Source organism: Streptomyces flavotricini, assembly GCF_020639365.1.
Taxonomy (GTDB): Bacteria; Actinomycetota; Actinomycetes; order Streptomycetales; family Streptomycetaceae; genus Streptomyces; species Streptomyces flavotricini.
Window position 1 is genome coordinate 1,945,967 of the sequence record NZ_JAINUL010000001.1, and the last position, 24,085, is coordinate 1,970,051.

A 24,085-nucleotide genomic window follows, 5' to 3' on the forward strand; every position below is an offset into this window, starting at 1 on the left:
GGCGCTCCCCCGCGCGCAGCGCGCCGGGGCGGTCCAGGAGCAGCCGGGCGGCCCGCATCGCGGCCCGCTCGGCGGTGTGCCCCCGTGCCGGGCGGATCCGTACGCGGATGCCCTCCCGGGTCACCGGGCCGCCCTGGGCCACCCGTTCGCGCAGGTGGACCAGGACCTCCGGGATGTCGATGGCGACCGGGCAGACCTCGTAGCAGGCGCCGCACAGGGTGGACGCGTACGGCAGCGACGCGTCGATCTCGCTGCCGGTGCCCCGCAGTTGGGGGCTCAGGATGGCGCCGATCGGTCCGGGGTACACGGACCCGTACGCGTGGCCGCCGGCCCGTTCGTACACCGGGCAGACGTTGAGACAGGCGGAGCAGCGGATGCAGCGCAGGGCCTGGCGGCCGACCTCGTCGGCGAGGGTGTCGGTACGGCCGTTGTCGAGGAGGACGAGGTGGAAGGCGGAGGGTCCGTCGCCGTCCGCCCCTCTCGAAGGACCGAGCCCGGTCCACATCGTCGTGTACGGGTTCATCCGCTCCGCCGTGGACGAGCGCGGCAGCGTCTGGAGGAAGATCTCCAGGTCCCGGAAGGTCGGCACCACTTTCTCCACGCCCACCACCGAGATCAGCGTCTCGGGCAAGGTCAGGCACATCCGGCCGTTGCCCTCGGACTCGAAGACGACCATGGTCCCCGTCTCGGCGACCATGAAGTTGGCACCGGACACCCCGACCTTGGCGCGCAGGAACTTCTCGCGCAGGTGGAGGCGGGCGGCTTCGGCGAGCTCGCGCGGGTCGTCCCCCAGCCCCTCGGGCGCGGGGCGGCCCCAGCGCCCCATCTCCGCCGCGAAGACGTCCCGGATCTCGGCCCGGTTGCGGTGGATGGCCGGGACCAGGATGTGCGAGGGCCGGTCGTGGCCGAGCTGGACGATGAGCTCGGCCAGATCCGTCTCGTACGCGGCGATCCCGGCCGCCTCGAGGGCCTCGTTGAGGCCGATCTCCTGGGTGGCCATGGACTTGACCTTGACCACTTCCCGCTCGCCCGTGGCCAGCACCAGCCCGGTGACGATCCGGTTGGCCTCGTCCGCGTCGGCCGCCCAGTGGACGGTGCCGCCCGCGGCCGTCACCGATTCCTCCAGCCGGATCAGGTAGCGGTCGAGGTGGCGCAGGGTGTGGTCCTTGACGGCCTTGCCCGCCGCGCGCAGCCGGTCCCAGTCGGCCAGCTCGGCGACCGCGCGGGCCCGTTTGTCGCGGATGGTGTGGGTGGCGTGCTTGAGGTTGGCGCGCAGCACCCGGTCGCCCACCGCCTCCCGGGCGGCGTCCGGGAAGGCGGGGAAGGCGGGCATGCCCACGAACGTGCCGGTCACTTCAGCGGTTCCTCCTCCGTCGAGGCCAGGATCTCGGCGAGGTGCAGGGCCCGCATCGGCTCTCCCCCGCGGCGCAGGATTCCGTCGAGGTGGGCGAGGCAGGAGTTGTCGGCCCCGCACAGCACGTCCGCGCCCGTCCCCACCGCGTTGCCGATCTTGTCGGTGCCCATGGCCGCCGACACGTCCGGGTTCTTCACGGCGAAGGTGCCGCCGAAACCGCAGCACTCCTCGGCGCCGGGCAGCTCGACCAGCTCCAGGCCCTTGACGGCGGCGAGCAGCCGCCGCGGGCGGTCCCCGAGCCCGAGCCCGCGCGCGCCGTGGCAGGAGGGGTGGTAGGTGACCGTGTGCGGGAAGTACGCGCCGACGTCGCTCACCCCGAGGACGTCGACCAGGAACTCGGTCAGCTCGTACACGCGCGGTACGAGGTCCTCGGCCAGCGCCGCCAGCCCGGGTCCCCTCCCCTCCCGCTCCGCCTGGCGGCCGATGCGCGGGTAGTGGAGGCGGACCATCGCGGCGCAGGACCCCGACGGGGTGACCACGTACGGGTACCCCGCGAAGGCCTCGGCGGTGCGCCGCAGCAGCGGTTCGCTCTCGCGCCGGTAGCCGGTGTTGTACTGCGGCTGCCCGCAGCAGCTCTGGGCCGCGGGGAAGTCCACGGCGACGCCGAGCCGCTCCAGGAGGCGCACGACGGCCATGCCGGTCCGCGGGTACAGCGCGTCGTTGACGCAGGTGACGAACAGGGCGGCACGCATGACGGGCAGAATAGCGGCGTGAAGAAGTTCTCAGTGATCGGCATAGGCGCGGGCGACCCTGACCACCTGACCCTCCAGGCGGTCAGGGCGATCGGCGCGGCGGACGCATTCCTCATCCTGGAGAAGGGCGAGGAGAAGGCGGATCTGACCGGGCTGCGGCGCGCGATGCTCGACGCGCACGCCCGCCCCGGCCACCGACTGGTGGAGGGCCGTGACCCGGACCGCGACCGGACCCCGGCCGAGTACGCCCCGACCGTGGACGGCTGGCGCAGCGCGCGGGCCGAGATCTTCGAGCGGTTCGTCGCCGAGGACCTCGCGGACGGGGAGACCGGCGCGTTCCTCGTCTGGGGCGACCCCTCGCTCTACGACTCCACCCTCGCCATCCTCGACGAGGTGCTGGAGCGGGGCCGGGTGGCGTTCGAGCACGAAGTCGTACCGGGCATCAGCAGCATCTCCGCGCTGCTGGCCCGGCACCGGACCAATCTGAACCGGGTCGGCCGGCCCGTCCAGATCACCACCGGGCGGCGCCTCGCCGAGGGCTGGCCGCAGGACGTGGACGACGTCGTGGTGATGCTGGACGCGCGCCACGCCTTCACGGCCCACCTCGACCAGGACCTCTTCATCTACTGGGGCGCCTACGTCGGCACCCCGGACGAGATCCTGGTCTCGGGGAAGCTGGCGGAGGTGGCCGGCCGGATCGAGGAGCTCCGCAGCGAGGCCCGCGCCCGCAAGGGCTGGATCATGGACACGTACCTGCTCCGGCGCGGCTGAGGGCGGCCTGGAGGCAGGCCGGGAGCTCGGCGGCGAGGCGTTCGTACTCCTCGGGCCGGTTGTAGATCTGCCCGCAGACGCGGATGCCCCCGCCGCCCGGCCACGCCCAGACCAGTACCCGGATGCGCAGGTCCGCCGCGATCCGCTCGCGCAGGGCGCTCGCTTCCGCCTGGGTCTCGGCGGTGCCCGGCGGCAGCCGCAGGGCGCGCATGGCGAGGCCCTCGGTGTGCGGGAGCGGAGTGAGCCCGGGAATCTCGGCGAGCAGGGCCGCGCCGTGGGCGGCGAGGGCCGCGTTGTGGGCCCGTACCTTCGCGGCGTCGAGCCGGTCGAGGAGGTCCAGGCCCTCGGGGGCGGCGAGCCAGCCGGTGTAGTCGGCCGTGGCGCGGTTCTCGACGGAGCGGGGGAAGCCGTGCGCGTCCTCCCAGGAGGGCACCAGCGCCCGCACCCGGCCTCGGTGTGCGGGGGCGACGGCGAGGACGGCGCTGCCGGAGGGGGCGTACCCCCATTTGTGCAGGTTGCCGAACCAGAAGTCGGCGCCCGCGGCGAGCGGGTCCGCGACCATGCCGGGGGCGTGCGCCCCGTCCACGAGGGTGGTGATCCCGCGGGCGGTGAGGTCGGCGAGCAACCGGGGCGAGGCGATGAGCCGGGCAGTGGGCGAGCTGATGTGGTCCAGCACCACCGCCTTGGTGCGGGGCGTCAGCGCGGCCAGCACGGTCTCGCGTACGGCGTCCTCGTCGGGAAGGTACGGGTCGAGTGCGACGGTGGTGATCGGGGCGCGGCGGGCGGCGGCCGCGACGACGGTGCCGTAGCCGTGGTCGGTGACCAGGATCTCGTCTCCGTCGGCGAGCGGGACGGCGTCGAGGGCGAGGTTGGCGCCCTCGGTGGCGTTGGCGATGAAGGCGATGCCGTCGGGGTCGGCGCCGAGGTGCCGGGCGACGCGGGCGCGGGCTGCCGCGATCCGGTCGGGGGCGTCGATGAAGAAGGCGTCGGGATCGGCGTGCGCCTCCTCGCGCAGGGCGGCCTGGGCCTCCTGCACGGGGATCGGCACCGCGCCGAACGACCCGTGGTTCAGGTGGGAGACGGCGGGATCGAGCCGGAACAGGGCCGGCCCGCCGGGGAACTCGGCGGGGCGTATCGGCGTGGACGGGTTCACGGGGCCTCCGGGTGTGCGGCGCGGCGGACGCCCGCATCATCACCCGCCACGGCTGTCCGGGCCTAGTCCCGCCCGCTGGTGACGGCGTAATACTGCAGGTCCTGGACGCTCACCGTGCCGTCCGCCGCGTAGGGCAGTTTCACCTCCGCGCCGGTCTTCCCGTCGCGCACCACCGCCGCCGAACTGGTGCCCGGGCGCAGCGGGAGCAGTTCGGAGTGGATGCCGGCCGGGGCCTCGTGCGCGTCCTCGGCCGTGCCCACCACCGTACGGACGGTCGCCGGGGCCTTCAGGAAGCTGAGCACCTCGACCGTGTCGCGGGGCGCGGCGCTGCCCTTGCGCAGGGACATCACCAGCGACTGGGCGCCGGTGGGGTCCGCGGCGGCGAACTGGGTGCGGGCTGAGACGTACAGGGTGTCGCGGACGATCTTCGGCCAGCTGCCCGTCTTGAACTTCGTCAGGTAATACGAGGAAAGGTCCAGGTAGGCGTACCCGTTGTGCAGCGACGGCGCGAACTGGCTGCCCTCCGAGTAGTCGTTCCAGGTGGTGAGCTGCACCCAGTCGGCGCCGTCGTCGATGGCGTGCGTCCAGGTGGAGCGCAGGGTGGCGGTGTTGCCGGCCTCGTCGTAGACGCCCTGGTTGGGGCGGGCGTCCTGGACCGACACCGGCTGCATCCAGATCTTGCCCATGCCGTGGGCCCGCTGCACGTCGCGGGTGGCGCTCTCCTGGCCGACGTAGCTGCGGCTGCCCCACTCGGAGAAGCCGTGGCTGATCGGCGCGAACCGTGCGCTGTTGGCGTCGGAGTCGAGGAACGTCGGGACGAAGGCGGTGCGGATGCCGTGCCGGGTCCTGAGCAGGTCGATGACCTGCGTCCACCAGGCGACGCTCTTCGCCTCGGCCTTGAAGGGGGAGACGACGAGCCGGCCGTCGCCGAGGCGGTGCGCGGCCGGGGCCTTGCCCAGGGCCGCGACGGCGTCGGCGAGAACGCCCGGGTCGTCCGTGTTCAGCGAGGTCATGTCCGGCATCAGCATGATCTTGAAGCCGGGGTCGACGGCGTGGGCGGCCTCCATCAGGAGCTGTGCGCGGTCCCGGTTGGGTCCGGACAGGGAGAGCATGTCGAGCGTGAACCCGTCGAGGCCCGCGGCGCGGGCGGTGCGCACCTCCTGCTCGAGGTTGGCCCGTTCCCAGTTGCCTCCCTTGGGCTGGACGGGCAGCGGCCGGTCGCGCAGCAGGCCGCCGTACCGCTCGTGCTTGCCGTTCTCCCCGGCCGGGTTCAGGTAGTTGCGGGTGTAGTAGTCGGCGTCGGCGCTCGCATTGTCCAGCGAGAGGGGGTACGGGGTGAAGTAGTGGGCGAACACCAGCTTCTTGGCGGCGCCGCCGGTGCGCAGGGCGGCCGGCCCGGGCAGGTCGAACGGCAGGGCGCCGGCGGCCCGTCCGGCTCCGGCGTCCCCGGCGCCCGGGGTGGTGCCCGCGTCCTGGCCTCCCGAACTCCCGCCGGGCGCGGTCGGGGTCGGGCCGGTGGCGCCGGGGGACGGGCTCCCCGCGCCCGGGTCGGGCCCGGCGGACCAGGGCGTGCCGATGACGGGGGCGGACGCGGCGCCCTGGCGGGCGTCGGCCGTGAACGGATCCCAGGCGATGCCGGCGGCGGCGCAGACGGCGGCGAGCAGGAGGGCGGCGGCCGACAGGGCCGGCAGCGACCGTCCCCGCAAGCCCCGACGGCGGCGGTGTGAACTCATCGTGGGTGCCCTCCCCTGCACGGCGCCCCGGGTACGGGGCTGCAGAGCAGTACAGCCGATCGGCGGCCCCCGGACAACCGTCAGGAGCGGGGGCCGCGATGTCCACGTTCTCCAGGATCCCGAGGGCGTCGGGGACCAGGACGGCTTCGGCGGACCGGTTCGCCCGGTTCTCGCTCAGCACCTGCAACCTCCTGGTGGAGTCCCCGTGGGAGCTCGACCACATCGGCATCGGCCGGGTCGCCAATCCGCTCGAGTACGTGGAACAGCGCCGCAAGTTCGGCGGGGCTCCCTGGTCGGCGGGCTCGTCGAGCACGCGGTGGGCGCCGAGCTGCCCCCGATGCGCGTACGGACCGGCCTGCCCCGGAGCAGGTCGGCGCGGTGCACACGTACGCCCGCGGGCACCAGGACCGGCAGTCGGGCGGCCACGAGTGACACCTGCGCTCCAGCCGCTCCATGGCGGCGCGCCGGGCTGCCCTCCGGGCCCTCGGGGCCGGGCAGCGCGGTCTGTGGAGTACGAGGGGCGAACTGCTGGATGGACGTGGCGGCGCGGGCGGCGCCGGACCGGTACGGGGAGGAGCTCAAGCTGTGGATGGCCGCGACCGCCACCTGGCACGCGCGGACCCGGCGCTACCGGGTGGAGGACCTCAGACGGCACCACGCGCGGCGGCGGGAACCGGTGGTGGCGGCCGTGACGGGTGCGCTGCCCCGGGTTCCGCACCGGGCCGGGTGGGCGGGAGGGCGCCGCGCGGTCAGGTGTGCACGGCCCGTTCGCCCTCGGTGTGCCCCTCCGGTTCCAGCTGGAGGGTGGAGTGGGCCACGTCGAAGTGCTCGCCCACGCAGGCCTGGAGCCGGGCGAGCAGCTTGCCGTGGTCCTCGCCGCGCAGGGTCTCGTCGGCGACCACGACGTGCGCGGTGAGCACGGGCATGCCGGAGGTGACGGTCCAGGCGTGCAGATCGTGCACGGCCAGTACGCCGGGCTCCCCCATGAGGTGGCGGCGTACGTCGGACAGGTCCATGTCCTGCGGGGTGGCCTCCAGCAGGACGTGGGCGGCCTCGCGCAGCAGGCCGTACGCGCGCGGGACGATCAGCAGGCCGATGACGATGGAGGCGATGGGGTCGGCGGCCTGCCAGCCGGTGAGCAGGATGACCAGGCCGCCGATGATGACGGCGACGGAGCCGAGGGCGTCGCCGAGCACCTCCAGGTAGGCGCCGCGCAGGTTGAGGCTGTGCTCCTTGGCGTCGCGCAGCAGCCACAGGCCGACGCCGTTGGCGGCCAGGCCCACCACGGCGACGCCGAACATCAGCCCGCCCTTGACCTCGACGGGTTCGCTGAAGCGGCCGATGGCGGTGTAGAGGACCCAGACGAAGATGCCCAGGAGGAGCAGGGCGTTCAGGACGGCGGAGAAGATCTCGACCCGGTAGTAGCCGAAGGTGCGGCGCGGGGTCGGGGCGCGCTGGGCGAGGGTGACCGCGCCGAGCGCGAGGGAGACGCCGACGGCGTCGGTGAGGCTGTGCGCGGCGTCGGCGAGGAGGGCGAGGCTGCCGGAGAGCAGGGAGCCGACCACCTGGACGAGGGTGATCGTGGCGCTGATCCCGATGGTCCAGAGCAGGCGGGCGCGGAAGGTCCCGCTGACGGTCCCGGCCGCCGCCGAGGGAGCTCCGTGGTCATGGCCCATGATCGGCATCCGACCACAGGGCGGCTGCCCGCGCCCGCCGGGATCCTCCACCCGGCGGGTGGCCGGGGTCTTCCCCGGGAATTCTCCGAATCCGAACGGAAATCCGACCGGAATCCGACATTCCCCTGGTCTTCCGGCAGAACTGGCGCATAATCATCGCTACGCGGCTCGAAAGAACCCTTTGCCGCGCATGGGACACGCATGCAATGGGGGGCATCGTGCCGATGAGGGACTCGGGCCGGGCCGGGACGCTGCCGGCGACATCCGACGAGCTGTCACGCCTGCTGACCGCCGTCCGGCGGGGACGCGTGTTAACGGTCACGGGGCGGTTCCGGGAGCCCCGGAGCCTGCTGGTGCGGGAGATCGCCGAGCGGCTGTCGTCCAACTTCTACGACGGTACGGCCGTCGTCACGCCGGGCCGGCCCTTCGGACTGCGCGAGCTGACGGCCGCGCTGGGCTGCGTACCGGGGATGCCCTTCCTGCCGTACGGGACGACGGACGCCGTCTCGTGGCTCGCCGAGCGGGACATGCTCCTCGTCCTGGACGGCGCGGAGCACCTTGAGCCGGATGCGCTGGCCTGGTTGCGGCGGCTGCTCACGGCGGCCCCGGGGCTGCGCATCCTCGCCGCGGGCCGCTCCCCGCTGGCCTTCCCGGGGGAACGCGTCCACCGCCTCTGACCAGGGGACCGGACGCGCGGGGGCCGCCGGTGATCACGGGCGCGGTTCGGCCGCCCGCGGGCGCCGGAACACGGGTCCGCCCCGGTCGGCTGCTGCCGACCGGGGCGGAATCGATCGAGACGACCGGACCTCAGGCGAGGGTCGAGATCGCCTGGTTGAAGGTCGCGGACGGCCGCATGACCGCCGCGGCCTTCACGGCGTCCGGCCGGTAGTAGCCGCCGATGTCGGCCGGGGAGCCCTGGACGGCGACGAGCTCGCCGACGATGGTCTGCTCCTGCTCGCCCAGCGTCTTGGCGAGCGCCTCGAACGCGGTGGCCAGCTCGGCGTCGTCGGTCTGCTTGGCCAGCTCCTGCGCCCAGTACAGGGCGAGGTAGAAGTGGCTGCCGCGGTTGTCGATGCCGCCCAGCTTGCGGCTCGGCGACTTGTCCTCGTTGAGGAAGGAGCCGGTCGCGCGGTCCAGGGTGTCGGCCAGCACCTGGGCGCGGGCGTTGCCGGTGGTGGTCGCGAGGTGCTCGAAGGAGACGGCCAGCGCGAGGAACTCGCCGAGGGAGTCCCAGCGCAGGTAGTTCTCCTTGACCAGCTGCTGGACGTGCTTCGGGGCGGAGCCGCCGGCGCCGGTCTCGAAGAGGCCGCCGCCGTTCATGAGCGGGACGACCGACAGCATCTTGGCGCTGGTGCCCAGCTCCAGGATCGGGAAGAGGTCGGTCAGGTAGTCGCGCAGCACGTTGCCGGTCACCGAGATGGTGTCCTCGCCTCGGCGGATGCGCTCCAGCGAGTACGCGGTGGCCTCGACCGGGGAGAGGATCTCGATCGTCAGACCCTCGGTGTCGTGCTCGGCGAGGTACGTGCGCACCTTGGCGATGAGCTGCGCGTCGTGCGCGCGGTTCTCGTCGAGCCAGAACACGGCCGGGACGCCGGTGGCACGGGCGCGGGTGACGGCGAGCTTGACCCAGTCCTGGATCGGCGCGTCCTTCGTCTGGCAGGCGCGGAAGATGTCGCCCTTGGCGACCTGCTGCTCCAGGACGACCTTGCCCTCGGCGTCGACGACGCGGACGGTGCCCGCGGCGGCGATCTCGAAGGTCTTGTCGTGGCTGCCGTACTCCTCGGCCTTCTGGGCCATGAGGCCGACGTTCGGCACCGAGCCCATCGTGGACGGGTCGAAGGCGCCGTGCGCGCGGCAGTCGTCGATGACGACCTGGTAGACGCCCGCGTAGCTGCTGTCCGGGAGGACGGCCAGGGTGTCGGCCTCGTTGCCGTCCGGGCCCCACATGTGGCCGGAAGTGCGGATCATGGCCGGCATGGAGGCGTCGACGATGACGTCGGACGGGACGTGCAGGTTGGTGATGCCCTTGTCCGAGTCGACCATCGCGAGGGCCGGGCCCTCGGCGATCTCGGCGTCGAAGGAGGCCTTGATCGCGTCGGCGTCGGGCAGCGCGCCCAGGCCGTTCAGGATGGTGCCGAGGCCGTCGTTCGGGGACAGGCCGGCGGAGGCCAGGGTCTCGCCGTAGCGGGCGAACGTCTTCGGGAAGAAGGCGCGGACCACGTGGCCGAAGATGATCGGGTCGGAGACCTTCATCATCGTGGCCTTGAGGTGCACGGAGAACAGGACGTCCTCGGCCTTGGCGCGCTCGATCTGGTCGTTCAGGAAGGTGCGCAGCGCGTCGACGTGCAGGACGGACGCGTCCACGACCTCGCCGGCCAGGACCGGTACGGACTCGCGCAGGACGGTGGCGGTGCCGTCGGCGGCGACGTGCTCGATGCGGAGCGTGCCGGCCTCGGTGACGACCGCGGACTTCTCGGTCGAGCGGAAGTCGTTCTCGCCCATGGTGGCGACGTTCGTCTTCGACTCGGAGGTCCAGGCGCCCATGCGGTGCGGGTGGGCCTTGGCGTAGTTCTTGACCGAGGCGGGGGCGCGGCGGTCGGAGTTGCCCTCACGCAGGACCGGGTTGACGGCGCTGCCCTTGACCTTGTCGTAGCGGGCGCGGATCTCGCGCTCCTCGTCGGTCTTCGGGTCGTCCGGGTAGTCCGGGAGCGCGTAGCCCTGGCCCTGGAGCTCGGCGACCGCGGCCTTCAGCTGCGGGATCGAAGCCGAGATGTTGGGCAGCTTGATGATGTTCGCTTCCGGCGTCTTCGCCAGCTCGCCGAGCTCGGCGAGGGCGTCGGCGATCCGCTGGCCCTCCTCGAGGTGCTCGGGGAAGCTGGCGATGATCCGACCGGCCAGGGAGATGTCACGGGTCTCGACATTCACACCGGCAGTCGACGCGTAGGCCTGGATCACAGGCAGGAAGGAATACGTCGCGAGGGCCGGGGCCTCGTCAGTGTGCGTGTAGATGATGGTCGAGTCAGTCACCGGATGCTCCGCTCCACAGTCTGCGTCTCTCGTCTGCAACATTGCTCGACATCAAGATATCTCGTGATCGGGCCGGTCCGGACAGCCCCCTGCCCGAGTCCCGGGGAGACGCGCGTCACCTCCGGGCTTGCGCTGCCCGTAAACGGCGAGAGCGCCGCCACCGGCTGTTTCCAGCCGGGTGACGACGCTCAGGCGTGCGGGGCTGCTCAGGCGTGGACGGCCTTCGGGTTCGGGCCGTACTCGTTCGGCTGCGGCTGACCCTCGGACGCGAGGAGGACCAGGAGCCAGATGCCGCCGATCAGCGGGACGAAGCCGATGAAGTACCACCAGCCGGACTTGCCGAGGTCGTGCAGCCGGCGGACGGTGAGGGCGATGCACGGGACGATGATCGCCAGGAAGTACAGGCCGTAGATGATCATGTTCGCGCCGACCACGGAGTCGATGATCGCGACGACGATGGCGACGGCGATGTTGAACAGGAAGAACATCCAGAACTCCTGGCGGCGCGCGCGGCCGGAGAAGTCGGCGTACTTCTTCAGAACGTCGGTGTAGTAGTGCATGGGTCCCCCCTGAGGACGGTTCGTCGGCCCGTCCTGATGGAGCAAGCCGAGGCAGAACTTATGCCCCGCTTATGTGGCGGTCAAGCCAGTTCACAAGACGCCGGAATCACCGCTTATCCCGGGTTCACGGGCCAAAATCACCGGCCCCGGCCACCACTTGGAACCCACTGATCGCGCCGCGTCACACGGGGTGACGAAACAGGGGTGATAGGGGCCAATTCGTAATGCGGAAGTGTCACCAGAGCCGCCCGGCGGGGCTCCGCGCACCGTCTTCTCCCCGGCGGAGCACGGGCGTCCACGCCCACATCGTTACCGCTCCGCGACCCTGTCAGCCACTGTCACGCACACGCACCGGCGTCCCGCGCCGGACCCTCGGCCGGTACGGGACGCCGTTGACTCACCGTGAACTCACCGGCCCGCTCAGCCGATGTGGAACGAGTCCCCGTAGACCTTCCAGTCGAGCGGGGTGTTGAGGTTCAGGTTGCCCTTCTTGAGGAAGACCCGCTGCGCGGTGTCGACACGACTCGTGTCGCTGTGCGCCTCCTCCTGCTTCATCGCCCAGACGCGCGCGTCGAGGAAGGCGTTCAGCCAGGTGGTCTCGTTCCCTCCCTGCGCCGGGGGCTTGGCCTTGGACAGCGCCCGCTTGCGGATGTTGCGGAAGCTGGTGGAGTCGCCGCCGTTGCCGTGCATGACGATGGCGTCGTAGTACATGAACTGGCCGAGCGTGCCGACCCCGTCGGACTTGCCCTGATTGACGGCGGGGTTGAAGTAGACGCGGTCGCGCTCGTGGTCCTGGGCCTTCTTGAACTCGGTGTCCTGCGCCGCCTTCGCCCAGTCCTTGGTGAAGTTCGGGTCGAGTCCGCTGTGCGAGTCCGTGCCGTCGACCTTCCGCAGGGCCGGGAGGTACTTGGCCAGCACGTTGCCCGGCTTGACGTCGGTGTAGTACTCGACGAGGTCGAGCATGTCGCCGGTACCGGAACAGAAGCCGATGATCCCGGCCGTGTAACCGCGGCCGTCGTCTATGTCCTCGATGTACTTGTACTGCGCCTTCCAGTCCAGGGAGGAGTTCTCCGCACTGGAGACGATCTGCATGGCGATGTCCTTCTTCGCCGGGTCGTCGAGACCGACGGCCTTCGCCGGTACCGCGGCGGGGGACGCGGATGCCGGCGCGGACGCCGGTGCCGCCGTCGCGTGGGCGGTCACCGGTACGGCGAGGAGGGCGCTGCCGAGCAGGGCGCCGATGGCGATGCTCTTGCGGTGGGGGGCGAACACAAGTCCTCCAGGGGGAAGTTGAGGCTTGAGCGACTTCGTTAGGAAACTTTACTACCAGAGGTCGCGACAGCTCAATACCCGTTCACGCCACGCGTGTTGCGAGGACCGCCGGACGGGTCAGAGCCAGCCGTTGCGGCGGAAGCCCCGGTGGATGACGAAGCAGGCCAGCGCCATGACGCCCACCACGATCGGGTAGCCGTACGCCCAGTGCAGCTCGGGCATGTTGTCGAAGTTCATGCCGTACACCCCGCAGACCATGGTCGGCACGGCGACGATGGCAGCCCACGCCGTGATCTTGCGCATGTCCTCGTTCTGCGCGACGGTCACCTGCGCCAGGTGCGCCTGGAGGATGGAGTCGAGCAGCGCGTCGTACGCGTTGATCTGGTCGGTGGCCCGGGTCAGGTGGTCGGAGACGTCGCGGAAGTACGCGCGGACCTCCGCGGGGATCACCGGTATCGGCTGCGTGGCCAGGTGCTGGAGCGGGCGGCTCAGCGGGGCCACCGCCCGGCGCAGCTCCAGCAGTTCGCGCTTGAGCTGGTAGATGCGGCCCGCGTCGCCCCGGCCGCCGTACTCGCTGAACACCGCGGTCTCGACGGCGTCGATGTCGTTCTGCACCGCGTCCGTGACGGCCACGTAGTCGTCGACGACGTGGTCGGCGATGGCGTGCAGCACCGAGGACGGCCCCTTCGCGAGCTGGTCCGGCGCCGCCTCCAGGCTCTCGCGGACCGGGCCCAGCGTGCCGTGGCCGCCGTGCCGGATGGTGATGACGAAGTCGTCGCCGGTGAAGGCCATCAGCTCGCCGGTCTCCACGACCTCGCTCGTCGCGGTGAGTTCCTCGTGCTCCACGTAGCGCACGGTCTTGAAGACGGAGAACAGTATGTCGTCGAACCGCTCCACCTTCGGGCGCTGGTGCGCGGTCACCGCGTCCTCGACGGCGAGCGGGTGCAGGCCGAACAGCTCGGCGAGCCCGGCGAGTTCCTCCCTCGTCGGTTCGTGGAGGCCGATCCAGACGAACCCGTCGCCGGTCTTGCGGACCCGCCGCAGCGCCTCCTCGACCTCGGCGCAGCCGTCCTGCCGTGCGCCGTCCACGTAGACCACGCAGTTGACCACCGCGCTTCCGAGCGGGGAGCGGGCGGGGTGGCTGAGGTCGACGGCCCTCCGGTAGCCGCGGCGCACGGCCCGGCGCAGGTTGCTGAACATGGACAACGAGGTACTTCCCTTCGGCGGATCAGCGGCCAGTCTGCCACCGCCGCCGGACCGGTCCACGCGCGCGGGCGCGGTCCGCGCCGCGCGGGACGCGGGCGTCGGACCCGGTCGATGAAGACGCTCGTCGACTTCACCCGGGCCACGGCCCGCGCGCCGACCTCCAGGCCGAGCTCCTCCACGGCCTCGCGGGTCAGCAACGACACGATGCGGTGCGGGCCGGCCTGGATCTCGACCTGGGCGTCGACCGTGCCGAGCTTCACGGCGGTGACGATGCCGGGGAAGGCGTTGCGCGCCGAGGTGTAGGGGGCCTCCTCGCTCTCGCTCGCCTCCTGCACGGCCTGTACGCAGAACGCGGCCAGATCCGGCCCGTCCACCATCCGCCGCGTGCCCTCCCGGCGGGTGGGGAAGCGCTCGGCGTCGGCCCAGCGGCGGGCCGTGTCGACGCTGACGCCGAGCAGCCGGGCGGCCTGACCGATCGTGTAGGACTCCATGCCCGCAGCTTAGGTGGTGCCCCGCGGATCAGGAGCGGGCCCGGACCGCCGGGTGCCGGGTGGCGTCCTGACGCAGGGCCTCGGCCGCAGCGGCCGCCACCACCTGCGCCACCGCGGACAGCGCCGGGGAGTCGAGTTTCCACTGCTGCCAGTACAGCGGAACGTCCAGCGGCCGCCGCGGCGCGAGCAGCTCCAGCCGTCCCGCGCGCACCAACGGCTCCGACTGGGGCTCCGGCACCAGCCCCCAGCCCAGCCCTGCCGCCACCGCGTCCCGGAACCCCTCGGAGGTCGGCACGTGGTGGCGCAGCGGCCCGGCCCCGGCCTCCTGATCGCCGGTCAGCGACCGTACGAACACGTCCTGGAGCTCGTCCCGCCGGTCGAAGACGACCACCGGCGCCTCCCGCAGGCCTTCTGCGAGGCCCCCGGTCAGGTACCGGGCCACGAACCCGGGGCTCGCCACGGGCAGGTACCGCGCCAGCCCCAGCCTGCGTACGGTGCACCCGGCCACCGGATCCGGCGAGGAGGTGACCGCCGCCATCACCTGGCCCTCCCGCAGCAGTGCCGTCGTGTGCCCCTCGTCCTCCCGGTGCAGTTCGAAGAAGACGGGCGGATCCTGCGGCACCCGCGTGAGCGCCGGCAGGAACCAGGTGGCGAGGGAGTCCGCGTTGACGGCGATCGGCAGCCGCACCGGGCCGCCCGACTCCTGCGCCATGCCGAGCTCGGCGCGCGCGTCCCGCTCCAGCCGGGCCAGCTGCCGGGCGAAGCGGACCACCACCTGCCCGGACTCGGTCGCCCGGACGGGCTTCGTGCGCATCAGCAGCACCCGCCCCGTCCGCTGCTCCAGCGCCTTGACCCGCTGGCTCACCGCGGACGGGGTCACGTGCAGGGCGGCGGCCGCCGCGTCGAAGGTGCCCTCGTCCACCACGGCGAGCAGGGTCCGTACCTGGTCCAGGGGAAGCTCTTCCATCACGAGCGCTAAGGGTACGTAAAAATCTTTAGCTGTACTGAAACCACGCCGCTGCCTACGGTCGGAGACATGACACACGGCATCATCGCGGCGGCACTCGCCGGCTTCGGCACCGGACTCTCCCTCATCGTCGCCATCGGCGCACAGAACGCCTTCGTCCTGCGGCAGGGGGTGCGCCGGCACGCCGTCCTCTCCGTGGTCGCCATCTGCGCCGTCTCCGACGCGCTCCTCATCGCCCTGGGCGTCGCGGGGGTCGGCGCCTTCGTCACCGCCTGGCCGGCCGCCCTGACCGCGGTCGCCATCGCCGGCGGCACCTTCCTGATCGCCTACGGATTCCTCGCCGCGCGCCGGGTGCTGCGGCCCACCCCCGGCGCAGCCCTGGGCACCGAGGGGGCCACCGCCGGGTCCCGCCGCCGGGCCGTGCTGGCCTGCCTGGCCATGACCTGGCTGAACCCCCACGTCTACCTGGACACCGTCCTGCTGGTCGGCTCCCTCGCCGCCGACCGCGGGGACCTGCGCTGGGCCTTCGGCATCGGGGCCGGGCTGGCCAGCCTGGTCTGGTTCGCCGCCCTCGGCTACGGCGCCCGGCTGCTGAGCGGCCCGCTGGCGCGCCCCGCGGCCTGGCGGGTGCTGGACGGGCTCGTGGCGGCGACCATGGTCACGATGGGCGGGATGCTCCTGGCCCGGGCCTGACCGGCGAGCGCGACGGGCCCGAGCGGGGTGCGGATCCTCCCCGTACGGTGGCACGACCAGACACCAGGAGTCCGCAGTGCCCGAGCGCCCGTCCGACCGTCCTCCCGACCGGCCGTACGGCGACCCGTCCGAGCGGCCGTCCGGCCGCCCCTCCCCCGACGAGGTCCGCCAGTACTACGCCGCCCGGCCGTCCCCGCTCGTCGCCGCCACCGCGATCGTGCTGGACCCGGCCGGGCGGGTCCTCGTACGGCCGGCCTCGTACCGGTCGGCCGCGGAACTTCCGGGCGGCACCGTCGAGGACACCGAGACCCCGGAGGAGGCGCTGGCCCGGGAGCTGGAGGCGGAGCTCGGCCTGTCCGTGCCGGTCGGCCGGCTGCTCGCCGTGGACTCCCGGCGGCCCGGCTCCCTCGGCCGCTCCCTCATCACCCACGTCCACCTGGTCGGGCCGCTCCCGCCGGAGCAGGCCGGCGCGCTCCGCGGCGCGACCGGCCGGGCCGCCGCCCGCTGGCTCGCGCCGGAGGAGGCGTACGAGGTGCTCCCGGCCCGGGTCGCGCCCCGGCTGCGCGCCGCTCTGGCCGCCCTGTACGCCGGGTCCCTCGCGCACCTCGTCGACGGTGTGCCCCAGCCCGGCTCCCCGGCCGGACTGGACCCGCTGCGGCGTACGGCCCTGGAGCACGCCGGATCCTTCGACGCCGCGAGCCACCGGGCCGCCCGCCCCAAGGCCATCACGGCGGCCAGCGTGGTGTTCACCGACTCCGCGGGCCGGATCCTGCTGGTGGAGCCCTCGTACGGCAACTCCGGGCGCTGGAACCTGCCGGGCGGCGGGATCGACAGCGACCTCGGCGAGACACCGCGCGACGCCGCGCGCCGGGAGGTTCGGGAGGAACTCGGCCTCGACCTGGCACCGGGCCGGCTGCTCGCCGTCAACTGGGCCCACAAGCACGGCTACCCGGCCCGCATCCGCTTCCTGTACGACGGCGGGGTCCTGGGCGCCGCCGCCCTGGGCCGGATCCGGCTCGCCCCCTTCGAGCTGCTGCGCTGGCGGGCGGTGCCCGCCGCGGACCTGCGCGACCTGGTCAAACCCTCCCTGCGCCGCCAGATCGAGGCCTGTCTGCGCGCCCGCGCCGAGGGCACGGGCCCGCTCGAACTCCACGCCGGGCGCCCGGCCGAGGCCCCGCGCAAGAAGGGGAGGAAGAAGGGGAGGAAGAAGGGGAAACGGTAGGGGAACGGCAGAGGAAACGGACGCCGCACTGGTCCATCCGGACGGCGTCATGGCGTGGCGCACGGGTGACGGGGCGCCCTCACGCATCGTCGAAGCAGACAGTCCACGCACACGCGTACGCCCACTCGCCGGCGAGAACGCGCGGAACCCATGGAGAGCCCCACCATGTCCGCAGAGCCGACCCGTCCCGGAACCAGCACCGCCTCCGCCGCGCCCGACGCCGCGGCGCCGCCCGATCCGCGCCGCTGGTGGATCCTCGGCGTCATCGGCCTCGCCCAGCTCATGGTCGTCCTCGACGCCACCATCGTGAACATCGCCCTGCCGTCCGCCCAGGCCGGCCTGGGGTTCTCCGACCACCAGAGGCAATGGGTGGTGACCGCGTACGCGATCACCTTCGGCAGCCTCCTGCTGCTGGGGGGCCGCCTCGCCGACAAGTTCGGGCGCCGCCGCGCCTTCCTCATCGGGCAGATCGGCTTCGCGGCGGCCTCCGCGCTCGGCGGCGCCGCGGCCACCTTCGGGGTCCTCGTCACGGCCCGCGCCCTGCAGGGGGTGTTCGCGGCGCTGCTGGCCCCGGCCGCGCTCTCGCTGCTGACCACCACCTTCTCCGCGCCCGCGGAACGCGCCAAGGCCTTCGGCGTGTTCGGTTCGCTGGCCGCCTCCGGGGGCGCCGTGGGCCTGCTGCTGGGCGGATTCCTCACCGAGCACCTGAGCTGGCGCTCGACGATGTACGTGAACCTGCTGTTCGCCGCCGTCGCCGTCACCGGCGGTGTGCTGCTCCTCAAGCGGCCGGCGCCCACCACCGCTCCCCGGCTGGACCTGCCGGGCACGGTGCTCGCCTCGTCCGGGCTGTTCTGCCTGGTCTACGGGCTCGCCACGGCCGGCCTGGGCGGCTGGCGGTCCGTGCACACCCTGGGCTTCCTGGGGGCCGCCGCCCTGCTGCTCGCCGCCTTCGTGTGGTGGCAGCGCCGCAGCACGCACCCGCTGCTGCCGCTGCGGATCGTGCTCGACCGGGTGCGGGGCGCGGCGCTGATCGCCGTGTTCATCACCGGGGTCGGCATGTTCGGGGTGTTCCTGTTCCTCACGTACTACCTGCAGCACACCCGCGGCTACAGCCCGGCCAAGACCGGCCTGGCCTTCATGCCGATGTCCGGCTGCACCATGATCGGCGCGATCGGCAGCAACATGGGGCTGCTCGGCCGGATCGGCGGGCGCCCGCGCATCGTCACCGGCATGCTGCTCTCGGCGTGCGGCATGGCCTGGATGACGAACCTGACGGCGACCGGCCCGTACGTCGTCGACGTGCTGCCGGGCCAGGTGGCCACGGGGCTGGGCATGGGCCTGATCACGGCGGCCGCCATGAACCTCGGCACGGCCGGCATCGACCCGCGGGACGCGGGCGTCGGCTCCGCGACCGTCAACGCCATGCGACAGACGGGCGGCTCCGTCGGCACGGCGCTCATGAGCACCCTTGCCGCCGGAGCCGTCGCCCGCTCACTGGCGGGCCGGCAGCCCACGCCCGACCTTGCGGCGCGGGCTGCCCTGGAGAGTTACCACACGGTCTTCACCGCATCGGCGGCGATCTTCGCCGTGGGCGCGGTGCTGACCCTGTTCATGCTGCCCGGCGGCCTGTCCGTGGAGCGCCGGCACGGCGCGCCCGGAGGCCGCCGCCCGTCAGCGCGGTGAGTGGCCGCCGGCGGCCGCGGGCGCCGCCGGCTTGGCGGGGGTCGCGGGAGCGGCCGGCGAAGCGGGGGCCGACGGGGTCGCCGGGCCCGCTTCGCTGGACGGGCAGTTCGCCAGCGTGCTGCGGACCCGGTCGCCGGTCGAGAAGTGCTTCACCCGGCAGGAGTTGGTCCCGATCCCGCCGTCGACCTGGCCGTAGCCCGGTCCGATGGTCAGGACCGTGTCGTTCAGACCGCGGACCGTGTCGTTGCCGGGACCGCCCTGGACGATGCCCGCGGACTCCGCGCCCACCGACTTGGGCTCGATGACGTCGTTCTCGCTGCCGCCGAGGACCCGGCCGCCGAGGTCGACGTTGCCGGTGCGGATCAGGTCGCTGCCGTCGTTGCCGAAGACCTGGCCGCCGCCGCGCTCGTACTCGCCCGGCTGGCCCATCACGCTGCCCGTGGTGATCTTGTCGTCGCCGTGGTCGCCGTAGACGCTGGACCCGTGGTCGGCCGTGCCCACGACGAGCGCGGTGATGATGGTGTCGTTGCCGAGGCCGCCGCGCACCGACGAGTTGCCGTTCTTCGGGGCGAGGTTGTTGACCTGGAGCGTGTCGTCGCCCTCGCCGCCGAGCACCTGGGAGTCGATCAGCATGCCCTTGACGCGGATGTTGTCGTTGCCGCCGCCGCCGTCGATGATGACGTTCTCGACGTCGTTCTCGCACAGGATCGTGTCGACGCCCTCCGTGCCTCTGACGACCGTCAGACCGGACCGCACCTCGACGCCGTTGAGGTAGCACCAGTAGGACGGCAGGGAGTGGGCGGCCTGTGCCGGGGCCGCGGCGATCGAGGCACTGGCGGCGATCACGGTCGCCAGGACGTACGTGGCGGTGCGAAGTTTGCGGCGCGTGCGCAGCATGAAGTCTCCCGAGAATGGTGTGCGTTTGGGTGAGGGGTGTCGCGGTGGTGGTCAGGACAGCTCGTGGCGCAGCGGCGTGAGCTGTTCGATGTCGTAGCGCTTCCGGAGTGCCTGGATCGCGGCGGGATCCGGGGTGGCGCTCGTGTCGAGCAGTTCGAGGAGCTCCTCGAAGTACCGCTCGTGATCGGGGGGCGGGGAGGCCTGGAAGAACATCCGGGCCGGTTCGCCGGTGGGGTTCGCGAAGGCGTGCGGGCAACCGGGCGGAACCACGATGACGGTTCCGGGCGTGGCACGGACGACCTGGCGTCCGTCGAGCGCCTCCCAGTGTCGCCAGTCGTCCCCGGAACGGACGCGCGGCTCGAAGGCCATGACGTCGAGTTCACCCTCCAGGACGTAGAACAGCTCCTCACTTCGGGTGTGCAGGTGCGCCCCGACGTCGAACCCCGGAGGTACGACGACCTCGAAGCTCGAGGCCACCGTGGAGTGCTCCCCGGTGACCTTGAACGTGACCTGCTGGGCGTCGGTGTGCAGCTTGCGGCCGTGACCCGGTGGCACGAGCAGCCCGTCGCGGGCGACGTGCGCGGTCATGACCAGGTCACGGGCAGACCTTCGGGCCCGCGGATGAGGGCCCCGGGCCGCCAGCGCAGTTCGCCGACGGGGACGCTGAAGCGCAGGTCCGCGAAGCGGTCCAGCAGGGCGTCCACCATCAGCTCGGATTCGAGGCGGGCCAGCATGTTCCCGGGACAGAAGTGGGGTCCGTACCCGAAGGAGACGTGCGGGTTGGGGCTGCGCTCCAACTGCAGCTCGTGGGGGTCGGGGAAGACCTCCGGGTCACGGTTGGCCGCGAGGTACGAGACGTAGATCGCCTCGCCCGCCCGGATGAGCTGGCCCGCCACGGTGACGTCCTCCAGGGCGATCCGGGAGAGCCCGACCGCGTTGCGGTGCGGGATGTAGCGCAGCAGCTCGTTGATGGCCGTGGGGCGCAGGCCGGGGTCGCTGCGCATCCGGTCCATCAGGTCCGGCCGCGTGAGGAGGATGTAGACCATGTTGCCCACGTTGTTGGTGACGGCCTCGCCCCCGATCTGCAGGAGCAGGGCGAGGCCGGTGGCTTCCTCGGCGGTGACCTCACCCGCCTCGATGGCCTTCACCAGGAGCCCGATGACGCTGTCGCCGCCGGCCACTTCCCCGGTGCGGATGCGCCCGCCCAGGTAGGCGCACATGTCGTTCTTCGCCTGCTCGCTGCGTTCCGCGCCCTGGGCCGAGGAGAGGATCAGCGTGGTCCATTCGTGGACCCTGGGCCGGTCTTCCTCCGGGACGCCCATCAGCTCGCACACGACGGCGAGCGGGAAGGGCGCCAGCAGGCGTTCGGTCAGGTCCGCGGGCGGGCCGTCGCGCAGGATCCCGTCGACGTAGCCGTCGAGCATCTCCTTCGCGCGGGTGCGCAGGCGCTCCACCCCGGGGGTGGTGAAGGCCGCGCCGACGGTGCGCCGCAGCCGGGTGTGGTCGGGCGGGTCCTCGAACCCGACCGCACCCGGTGCGGGGATGAAGTGCGGGGCCAGGCGGGTGACGTCGTGTTCCACGACCAGCTTGCGGCTGAACCGGGGATCGTTGGCCACCATGCGCACGTCGTCGTACCGGCAGACGAGCCAGGCCCACCCGCTTCCGTTGGGCATGCGGATCCGGGTGATCGGACCCGCCTGCATCAGCTCGGCGAGGACGGGGTCGAAGTCGACCCCGTCCAGGGCCGGGGTGGGCCAGTGCGTGATGGGTGGCCTTGCTGTTGCGGGGCCGTCCTTCAGCATTCTTCGGATTCCTCCCTCACCCGGTCCCTCATTCCGAGGTCCAGCTGCCCAGTGAGATCTCTGCGGTGATGCCCGGGCCGAAACCGGCCAGCAGGCCCCGCGCGGCGTCAGCGGTACCGTTCTCGTCGAACATTCGACGCAGTGCGTCCAGGACGACGGCGCTGGCGATGTTGCCGTACTCGGTCAGTGTGGCCCGACTGAAGCGGAATGCCTCGGGTGCCACACCGAGGTACTTGCTCAGGTCGTCCAGGATGCGCGGCCCACCTGCGTGGATGATGTAGAAATCCAGCGCGGCGGCGTCCCACCCATGGGCCTTGGCCAGGTCCTTGAGGGACGGAGCGAGCGGTTCCATGGTCCCCGGGACTCGCCGGTCGAGCTTGAAGTGGAATCCGGTGGACCTGACGTCGTACATGATCCAGTCCTCCGTCTGGGGGATGATGTACGAGCTGTTGCGGTGCAGTTGCATGCCGGTTCCGCCCCGGCCGCGGACGACGGCCGCGCCCACTCCGTCGCCGAACAGGCCGTTGGAGAGCAGGTTGCCGACCTCCAGGTCACTGGGCTGGTAGCACAGCGAGCAGAGTTCGCAGGACACGATCAGCACGTTCGCCTCGGGGTAGGCGAGGCAGAAGTCGTGGGCCCTGTTGACCGCCGCGCCGCCCGCCGCGCAGCCCAGCTGGGCGATGGGCAGCTGCCGGGTGTCCGTGCGGAAACCCAGCGCGTTGATCATCCAGGCGGTCAGCGAGGGCATCATGAAGCCCGTGCACGACACGTAGATGATCAGGTCGATGTCCTTGGCCCGGAGCTGGGCGTCCTCCAGCGCCTGCCGCACCACCGCCGGGACCCGCGCCTTGGCCTCGGCCTCGTACACGGCGTTGCGCGATTCGAAACCGGGGTGCTTGAGCGTCTCCTCGATGGGCTGCACGATGTGCCGCTTCGCGACGCCGGTGTTGCGGATCAGGCGCAGCGCCAGGTCGAGCTGCGGATGGTCCGCGTGCACGGACCGGCACAGATCAAGGGTCTGCTCCATCGTGATCACGTGCTCGGGCACGCACACCGTTGGCCTGCACAGAGTCGCCATGGGTGGCTCTCCTTTCGTGTCTGACACAGCCTCATCGACCTCCGCCGGATGCGCGCGCGGGACTACGGCGTTGGTGACATGAGCCAATCCGGTGACGCTGCGCCGAGGAGGCAGCGGAGCGTGTGACGACAGGGAAGGGATCGCTCTGCCGATTTCCCGCGGAATCGCGCCTTGGGGGGTGCCATCCACGCAGGGAGATGAACCATGACGTCAGACCCGCAAACCGCCCTCAGGCCGGAGCCGGAGATGGACCCGGAAATGGACGCCGGGGTGGACCCTGCCTCGGGCGAACCGGTGCACTGCTGGAACCTGGACGACTTCGAGGCGCTGGACTTCGACCCGTTCCTGCACGACCGCCTGCGGGACCAACGGGCCGCCCGGATCCGGCTGCCGTTCGGCCAGGGCACCGCCTGGCTGATGGCGCGCTACGCCGATGTGAAGGCGGCGACCACGGATCCGCGCTTCAGCCGCTCGGAACTGGTCGGGCGGACCATCACCGCCTCCTCCCCGCATGCGATCGCCTCGCAGCAGGCGTCGATGAACTACGCCGATCCGCCGCGCCTGAACGACATGCGCCGCGTGGTCGCCCGGGCGTTCACCGGCAAGAGCATGCAGAGGCTGCGGCCGACCGTGCAGCAGACCGCCGACAGCCTCCTGGACGAGATGGAGCGGCACGGCTCGCCGGCGGACCTGGTCGAGCACCTGCACGGCCCGTTCCCGCTCGCGGCCGTCGCCGACCTGCTGGGGATGCCGCAGGACATGCGCAAGGACATGACCTCCTGGGCGAACGTGATCATGACCCCGGGCCCGGCCCCGGACAAGAGCACCGACGCCCTCAAGACGGTCCGCGAATGCGTGGTCTCCCTGCTCGCCATGCGGCGGGAGAAGCAGAGCGACGACCTGGCCGGAGTCCTCGCCGGGGCCGCCGACGCCGGTGAGATCACCGAGCCGGAGGCCGTCTCCATCGCCACCGCGATCCTCGTGAGCGGTGCGCACGCCGTCCGCAACAACAGCGCGAACATGGTGTACGCCCTGCTCACCCATCCGGAGCACCACGAACGGCTGCGCAGGGAGCCGGAGATGATCCCCCAGGCCGTCGACGAGCTGCTGCGGTTCATCCCGCACCGCAGCGGGGTCGGTCTGCCGCGGATCGCCACGCGGGACGTGGACATCGCCGGGGTCACCATCAAGGCCGGGGAGACGGTGTACTCCTCGTACCTCGCGGCCAACCGCGATCCCGAGGTGTTCCCGAACCCGGACGCGCTGGACTTCGACCGCGGGCCCATCGCCCATATGGCCTTCGGCAACGGGCCGCACCACTGCGTCGGCTCGATGCTGGCCCGTATGGAGTCCGAGATCATCATCACCACGCTGATCGAACGCTATCCGCGCCTGTCCCTGGCCGTGCCGCCCGAGCAGCTCGAATGGCAGGCCGGGGCGCTGATCCGGGGGCCCAAGACCCTGCCGGTGACCTGGTGATACGCCGGCACCGGATCAAGGTGGTCCGCGGCACCCCGGACCACATAGAACTGGCGGCCCTCACGGCCGCCCTGCTCATACTGGCGCGCACGGCCGCCGTGCCGTGCGCGCCCCACTCCTCCCGGCGCCACCGGGCCCACTGGGACCGGAACGTCACGTCGGTGGTGCACTGTCCCGCCCACTCCTGGCGGGCGCGCTCGCCCGCGGGGTTCGTCTAGGGGCGTCTTGCCGATCGGGCCGGATCAGGGAGCGGCGGCGGGCGCCGTGGA

At 72.1% G+C, this 24,085-nt stretch carries 21 protein-coding genes and 1 pseudogene; 7 read left to right on the top strand and 15 right to left on the bottom strand.

Going from position 1 to position 24,085, the window contains the following annotated elements:
• Both K7B10_RS08950 and K7B10_RS08955 read right to left on the bottom strand, forming a co-directional pair.
• Nucleotides 1–1,354: lactate utilization protein B (locus tag K7B10_RS08950; RefSeq protein ID WP_229335487.1), on the bottom strand; the 1,354-nt coding region annotated here is incomplete at its 3' end.
• The gene (locus K7B10_RS08955; protein WP_229335488.1) at nucleotides 1,351–2,106 is read right to left on the bottom strand and encodes a (Fe-S)-binding protein; all 756 of its coding nucleotides are present in this window, start codon (nucleotides 2,104–2,106) and stop codon (nucleotides 1,351–1,353) included. The genes K7B10_RS08950 and K7B10_RS08955, both read right to left, overlap by 4 nt.
• Nucleotides 2,107–2,124: 18 nt before the next feature.
• On the opposite strand from K7B10_RS08955, the gene cobF reads away from it, so the two are divergent.
• Nucleotides 2,125–2,877, top strand: a complete 753-nt coding sequence (cobF, locus tag K7B10_RS08960) for a precorrin-6A synthase (deacetylating) (RefSeq protein WP_229335490.1) — start codon at nucleotides 2,125–2,127, stop codon at nucleotides 2,875–2,877.
• On the opposite strand, the gene K7B10_RS08965 is transcribed toward cobF, so the two are convergent.
• From K7B10_RS08965 to K7B10_RS08975, 3 genes are all read right to left on the bottom strand, one after another.
• Nucleotides 2,846–4,030 carry an aminotransferase class V-fold PLP-dependent enzyme gene (locus K7B10_RS08965; protein WP_229335492.1) on the bottom strand — a complete coding sequence of 395 codons (1,185 nt, stop codon included), beginning with the start codon at nucleotides 4,028–4,030 and terminating at the stop codon, nucleotides 2,846–2,848. The two genes, cobF and K7B10_RS08965, sit on opposite strands and share 32 nt — an antisense overlap.
• A gap of 62 nt (nucleotides 4,031–4,092) precedes the next feature.
• Nucleotides 4,093–5,763, bottom strand: coding sequence for a glycoside hydrolase family 71 protein (locus K7B10_RS08970; protein ID WP_229335494.1), 1,671 nt, complete (start codon nucleotides 5,761–5,763; stop codon nucleotides 4,093–4,095).
• A 749-nt stretch (nucleotides 5,764–6,512) separates the two neighbouring features.
• Nucleotides 6,513–7,448: a cation diffusion facilitator family transporter gene (locus K7B10_RS08975; protein ID WP_229335496.1), complete on the bottom strand. Its 936-nt coding sequence runs from the start codon at nucleotides 7,446–7,448 to the stop codon at nucleotides 6,513–6,515.
• Nucleotides 7,449–7,657: 209 nt separating this feature from the next.
• Here K7B10_RS08975 and K7B10_RS08980 point away from each other — a divergent pair, with 209 nt between their 5' ends.
• A complete protein-coding gene (locus tag K7B10_RS08980) occupies nucleotides 7,658–8,116 on the top strand; it encodes a hypothetical protein (RefSeq protein ID WP_229335498.1) in 459 nt (152 codons plus the stop codon).
• Nucleotides 8,117–8,246: 130 nt separating this feature from the next.
• On the opposite strand, the gene K7B10_RS08985 is transcribed toward K7B10_RS08980, so the two are convergent.
• The 6 genes and pseudogenes from K7B10_RS08985 to K7B10_RS09010 all read right to left on the bottom strand — a co-directional run bounded on the left by K7B10_RS08985 (nucleotide 8,247) and on the right by K7B10_RS09010 (nucleotide 14,962).
• Nucleotides 8,247–10,466, bottom strand: coding sequence for an NADP-dependent isocitrate dehydrogenase (locus K7B10_RS08985; RefSeq protein WP_229335500.1), 2,220 nt, complete (start codon nucleotides 10,464–10,466; stop codon nucleotides 8,247–8,249).
• Nucleotides 10,467–10,672: 206 nt separating this feature from the next.
• Nucleotides 10,673–11,026, bottom strand: a complete 354-nt coding sequence (locus K7B10_RS08990; protein ID WP_229335501.1) for a DUF805 domain-containing protein — start codon at nucleotides 11,024–11,026, stop codon at nucleotides 10,673–10,675.
• Nucleotides 11,027–11,446: 420 nt separating this feature from the next.
• Entirely contained in the window at nucleotides 11,447–12,259 is an 813-nt protein-coding gene (locus K7B10_RS08995) for a chitosanase (RefSeq protein WP_229344864.1), read from the bottom strand.
• 156 nt (nucleotides 12,260–12,415) lie between these two features.
• Entirely contained in the window at nucleotides 12,416–13,498 is a 1,083-nt protein-coding gene (gene corA / locus K7B10_RS09000) for a magnesium/cobalt transporter CorA (RefSeq protein WP_229335502.1), read from the bottom strand.
• Between the two features lie 110 nt (nucleotides 13,499–13,608).
• Nucleotides 13,609–13,995 (bottom strand): annotated as a pseudogene (locus K7B10_RS09005) (TOBE domain-containing protein); the annotation flags it as partial.
• A 28-nt stretch (nucleotides 13,996–14,023) separates the two neighbouring features.
• Nucleotides 14,024–14,962, bottom strand: coding sequence for a LysR family transcriptional regulator ArgP (locus K7B10_RS09010; RefSeq protein ID WP_229344865.1), 939 nt, complete (start codon nucleotides 14,960–14,962; stop codon nucleotides 14,024–14,026).
• Nucleotides 14,963–15,031: 69 nt separating this feature from the next.
• Between K7B10_RS09010 and K7B10_RS09015 the strand changes: the two genes are divergently transcribed.
• The 3 genes from K7B10_RS09015 (at nucleotide 15,032) to K7B10_RS09025 (ending at nucleotide 18,560) form a co-directional block, all read left to right on the top strand.
• Nucleotides 15,032–15,655 (top strand): LysE/ArgO family amino acid transporter, encoded by a 624-nt coding sequence (locus K7B10_RS09015; RefSeq protein WP_229335504.1) that lies wholly within the window; start codon nucleotides 15,032–15,034, stop codon nucleotides 15,653–15,655.
• Nucleotides 15,656–15,731: 76 nt separating this feature from the next.
• Nucleotides 15,732–16,877 carry an NUDIX hydrolase gene (locus K7B10_RS41240; protein WP_229335506.1) on the top strand — a complete coding sequence of 382 codons (1,146 nt, stop codon included), beginning with the start codon at nucleotides 15,732–15,734 and terminating at the stop codon, nucleotides 16,875–16,877.
• A 165-nt stretch (nucleotides 16,878–17,042) separates the two neighbouring features.
• Nucleotides 17,043–18,560, top strand: coding sequence for an MFS transporter (locus K7B10_RS09025; RefSeq protein ID WP_229335508.1), 1,518 nt, complete (start codon nucleotides 17,043–17,045; stop codon nucleotides 18,558–18,560).
• Here the strand turns inward: K7B10_RS09025 and K7B10_RS09030 are convergent.
• Genes K7B10_RS09030 through K7B10_RS09045 form a run of 4 tightly spaced genes read right to left on the bottom strand, consistent with a single transcriptional unit; the run spans nucleotide 18,549 to nucleotide 22,337 of the window.
• Nucleotides 18,549–19,457: a hypothetical protein gene (locus tag K7B10_RS09030; RefSeq protein ID WP_229335510.1), complete on the bottom strand. Its 909-nt coding sequence runs from the start codon at nucleotides 19,455–19,457 to the stop codon at nucleotides 18,549–18,551. The genes K7B10_RS09025 and K7B10_RS09030 overlap by 12 nt on opposite strands.
• 51 nt (nucleotides 19,458–19,508) lie before the next feature.
• Nucleotides 19,509–20,045 carry a cupin domain-containing protein gene (locus K7B10_RS09035; RefSeq protein ID WP_229335512.1) on the bottom strand — a complete coding sequence of 179 codons (537 nt, stop codon included), beginning with the start codon at nucleotides 20,043–20,045 and terminating at the stop codon, nucleotides 19,509–19,511.
• The gene (locus tag K7B10_RS09040) at nucleotides 20,042–21,259 is read right to left on the bottom strand and encodes a cytochrome P450 (RefSeq protein WP_229335514.1); all 1,218 of its coding nucleotides are present in this window, start codon (nucleotides 21,257–21,259) and stop codon (nucleotides 20,042–20,044) included. Before K7B10_RS09040 ends, K7B10_RS09035 begins: the two co-directional genes overlap by 4 nt.
• A 28-nt stretch (nucleotides 21,260–21,287) precedes the next feature.
• On the bottom strand, nucleotides 21,288–22,337 hold the full coding sequence (locus K7B10_RS09045) for a type III polyketide synthase (RefSeq protein ID WP_229335516.1): 1,050 nt from the start codon (nucleotides 22,335–22,337) through the stop codon (nucleotides 21,288–21,290).
• Nucleotides 22,338–22,541: 204 nt separating this feature from the next.
• Between K7B10_RS09045 and K7B10_RS09050 the strand changes: the two genes are divergently transcribed.
• Nucleotides 22,542–23,816: a cytochrome P450 gene (locus tag K7B10_RS09050; RefSeq protein ID WP_229335517.1), complete on the top strand. Its 1,275-nt coding sequence runs from the start codon at nucleotides 22,542–22,544 to the stop codon at nucleotides 23,814–23,816.
• The gene (locus tag K7B10_RS09055; RefSeq protein WP_229335518.1) at nucleotides 23,813–24,034 is read left to right on the top strand and encodes an acyl-CoA carboxylase epsilon subunit; all 222 of its coding nucleotides are present in this window, start codon (nucleotides 23,813–23,815) and stop codon (nucleotides 24,032–24,034) included. Before K7B10_RS09050 ends, K7B10_RS09055 begins: the two co-directional genes overlap by 4 nt.
• Nucleotides 24,035–24,085 lie beyond the last annotated feature (51 nt).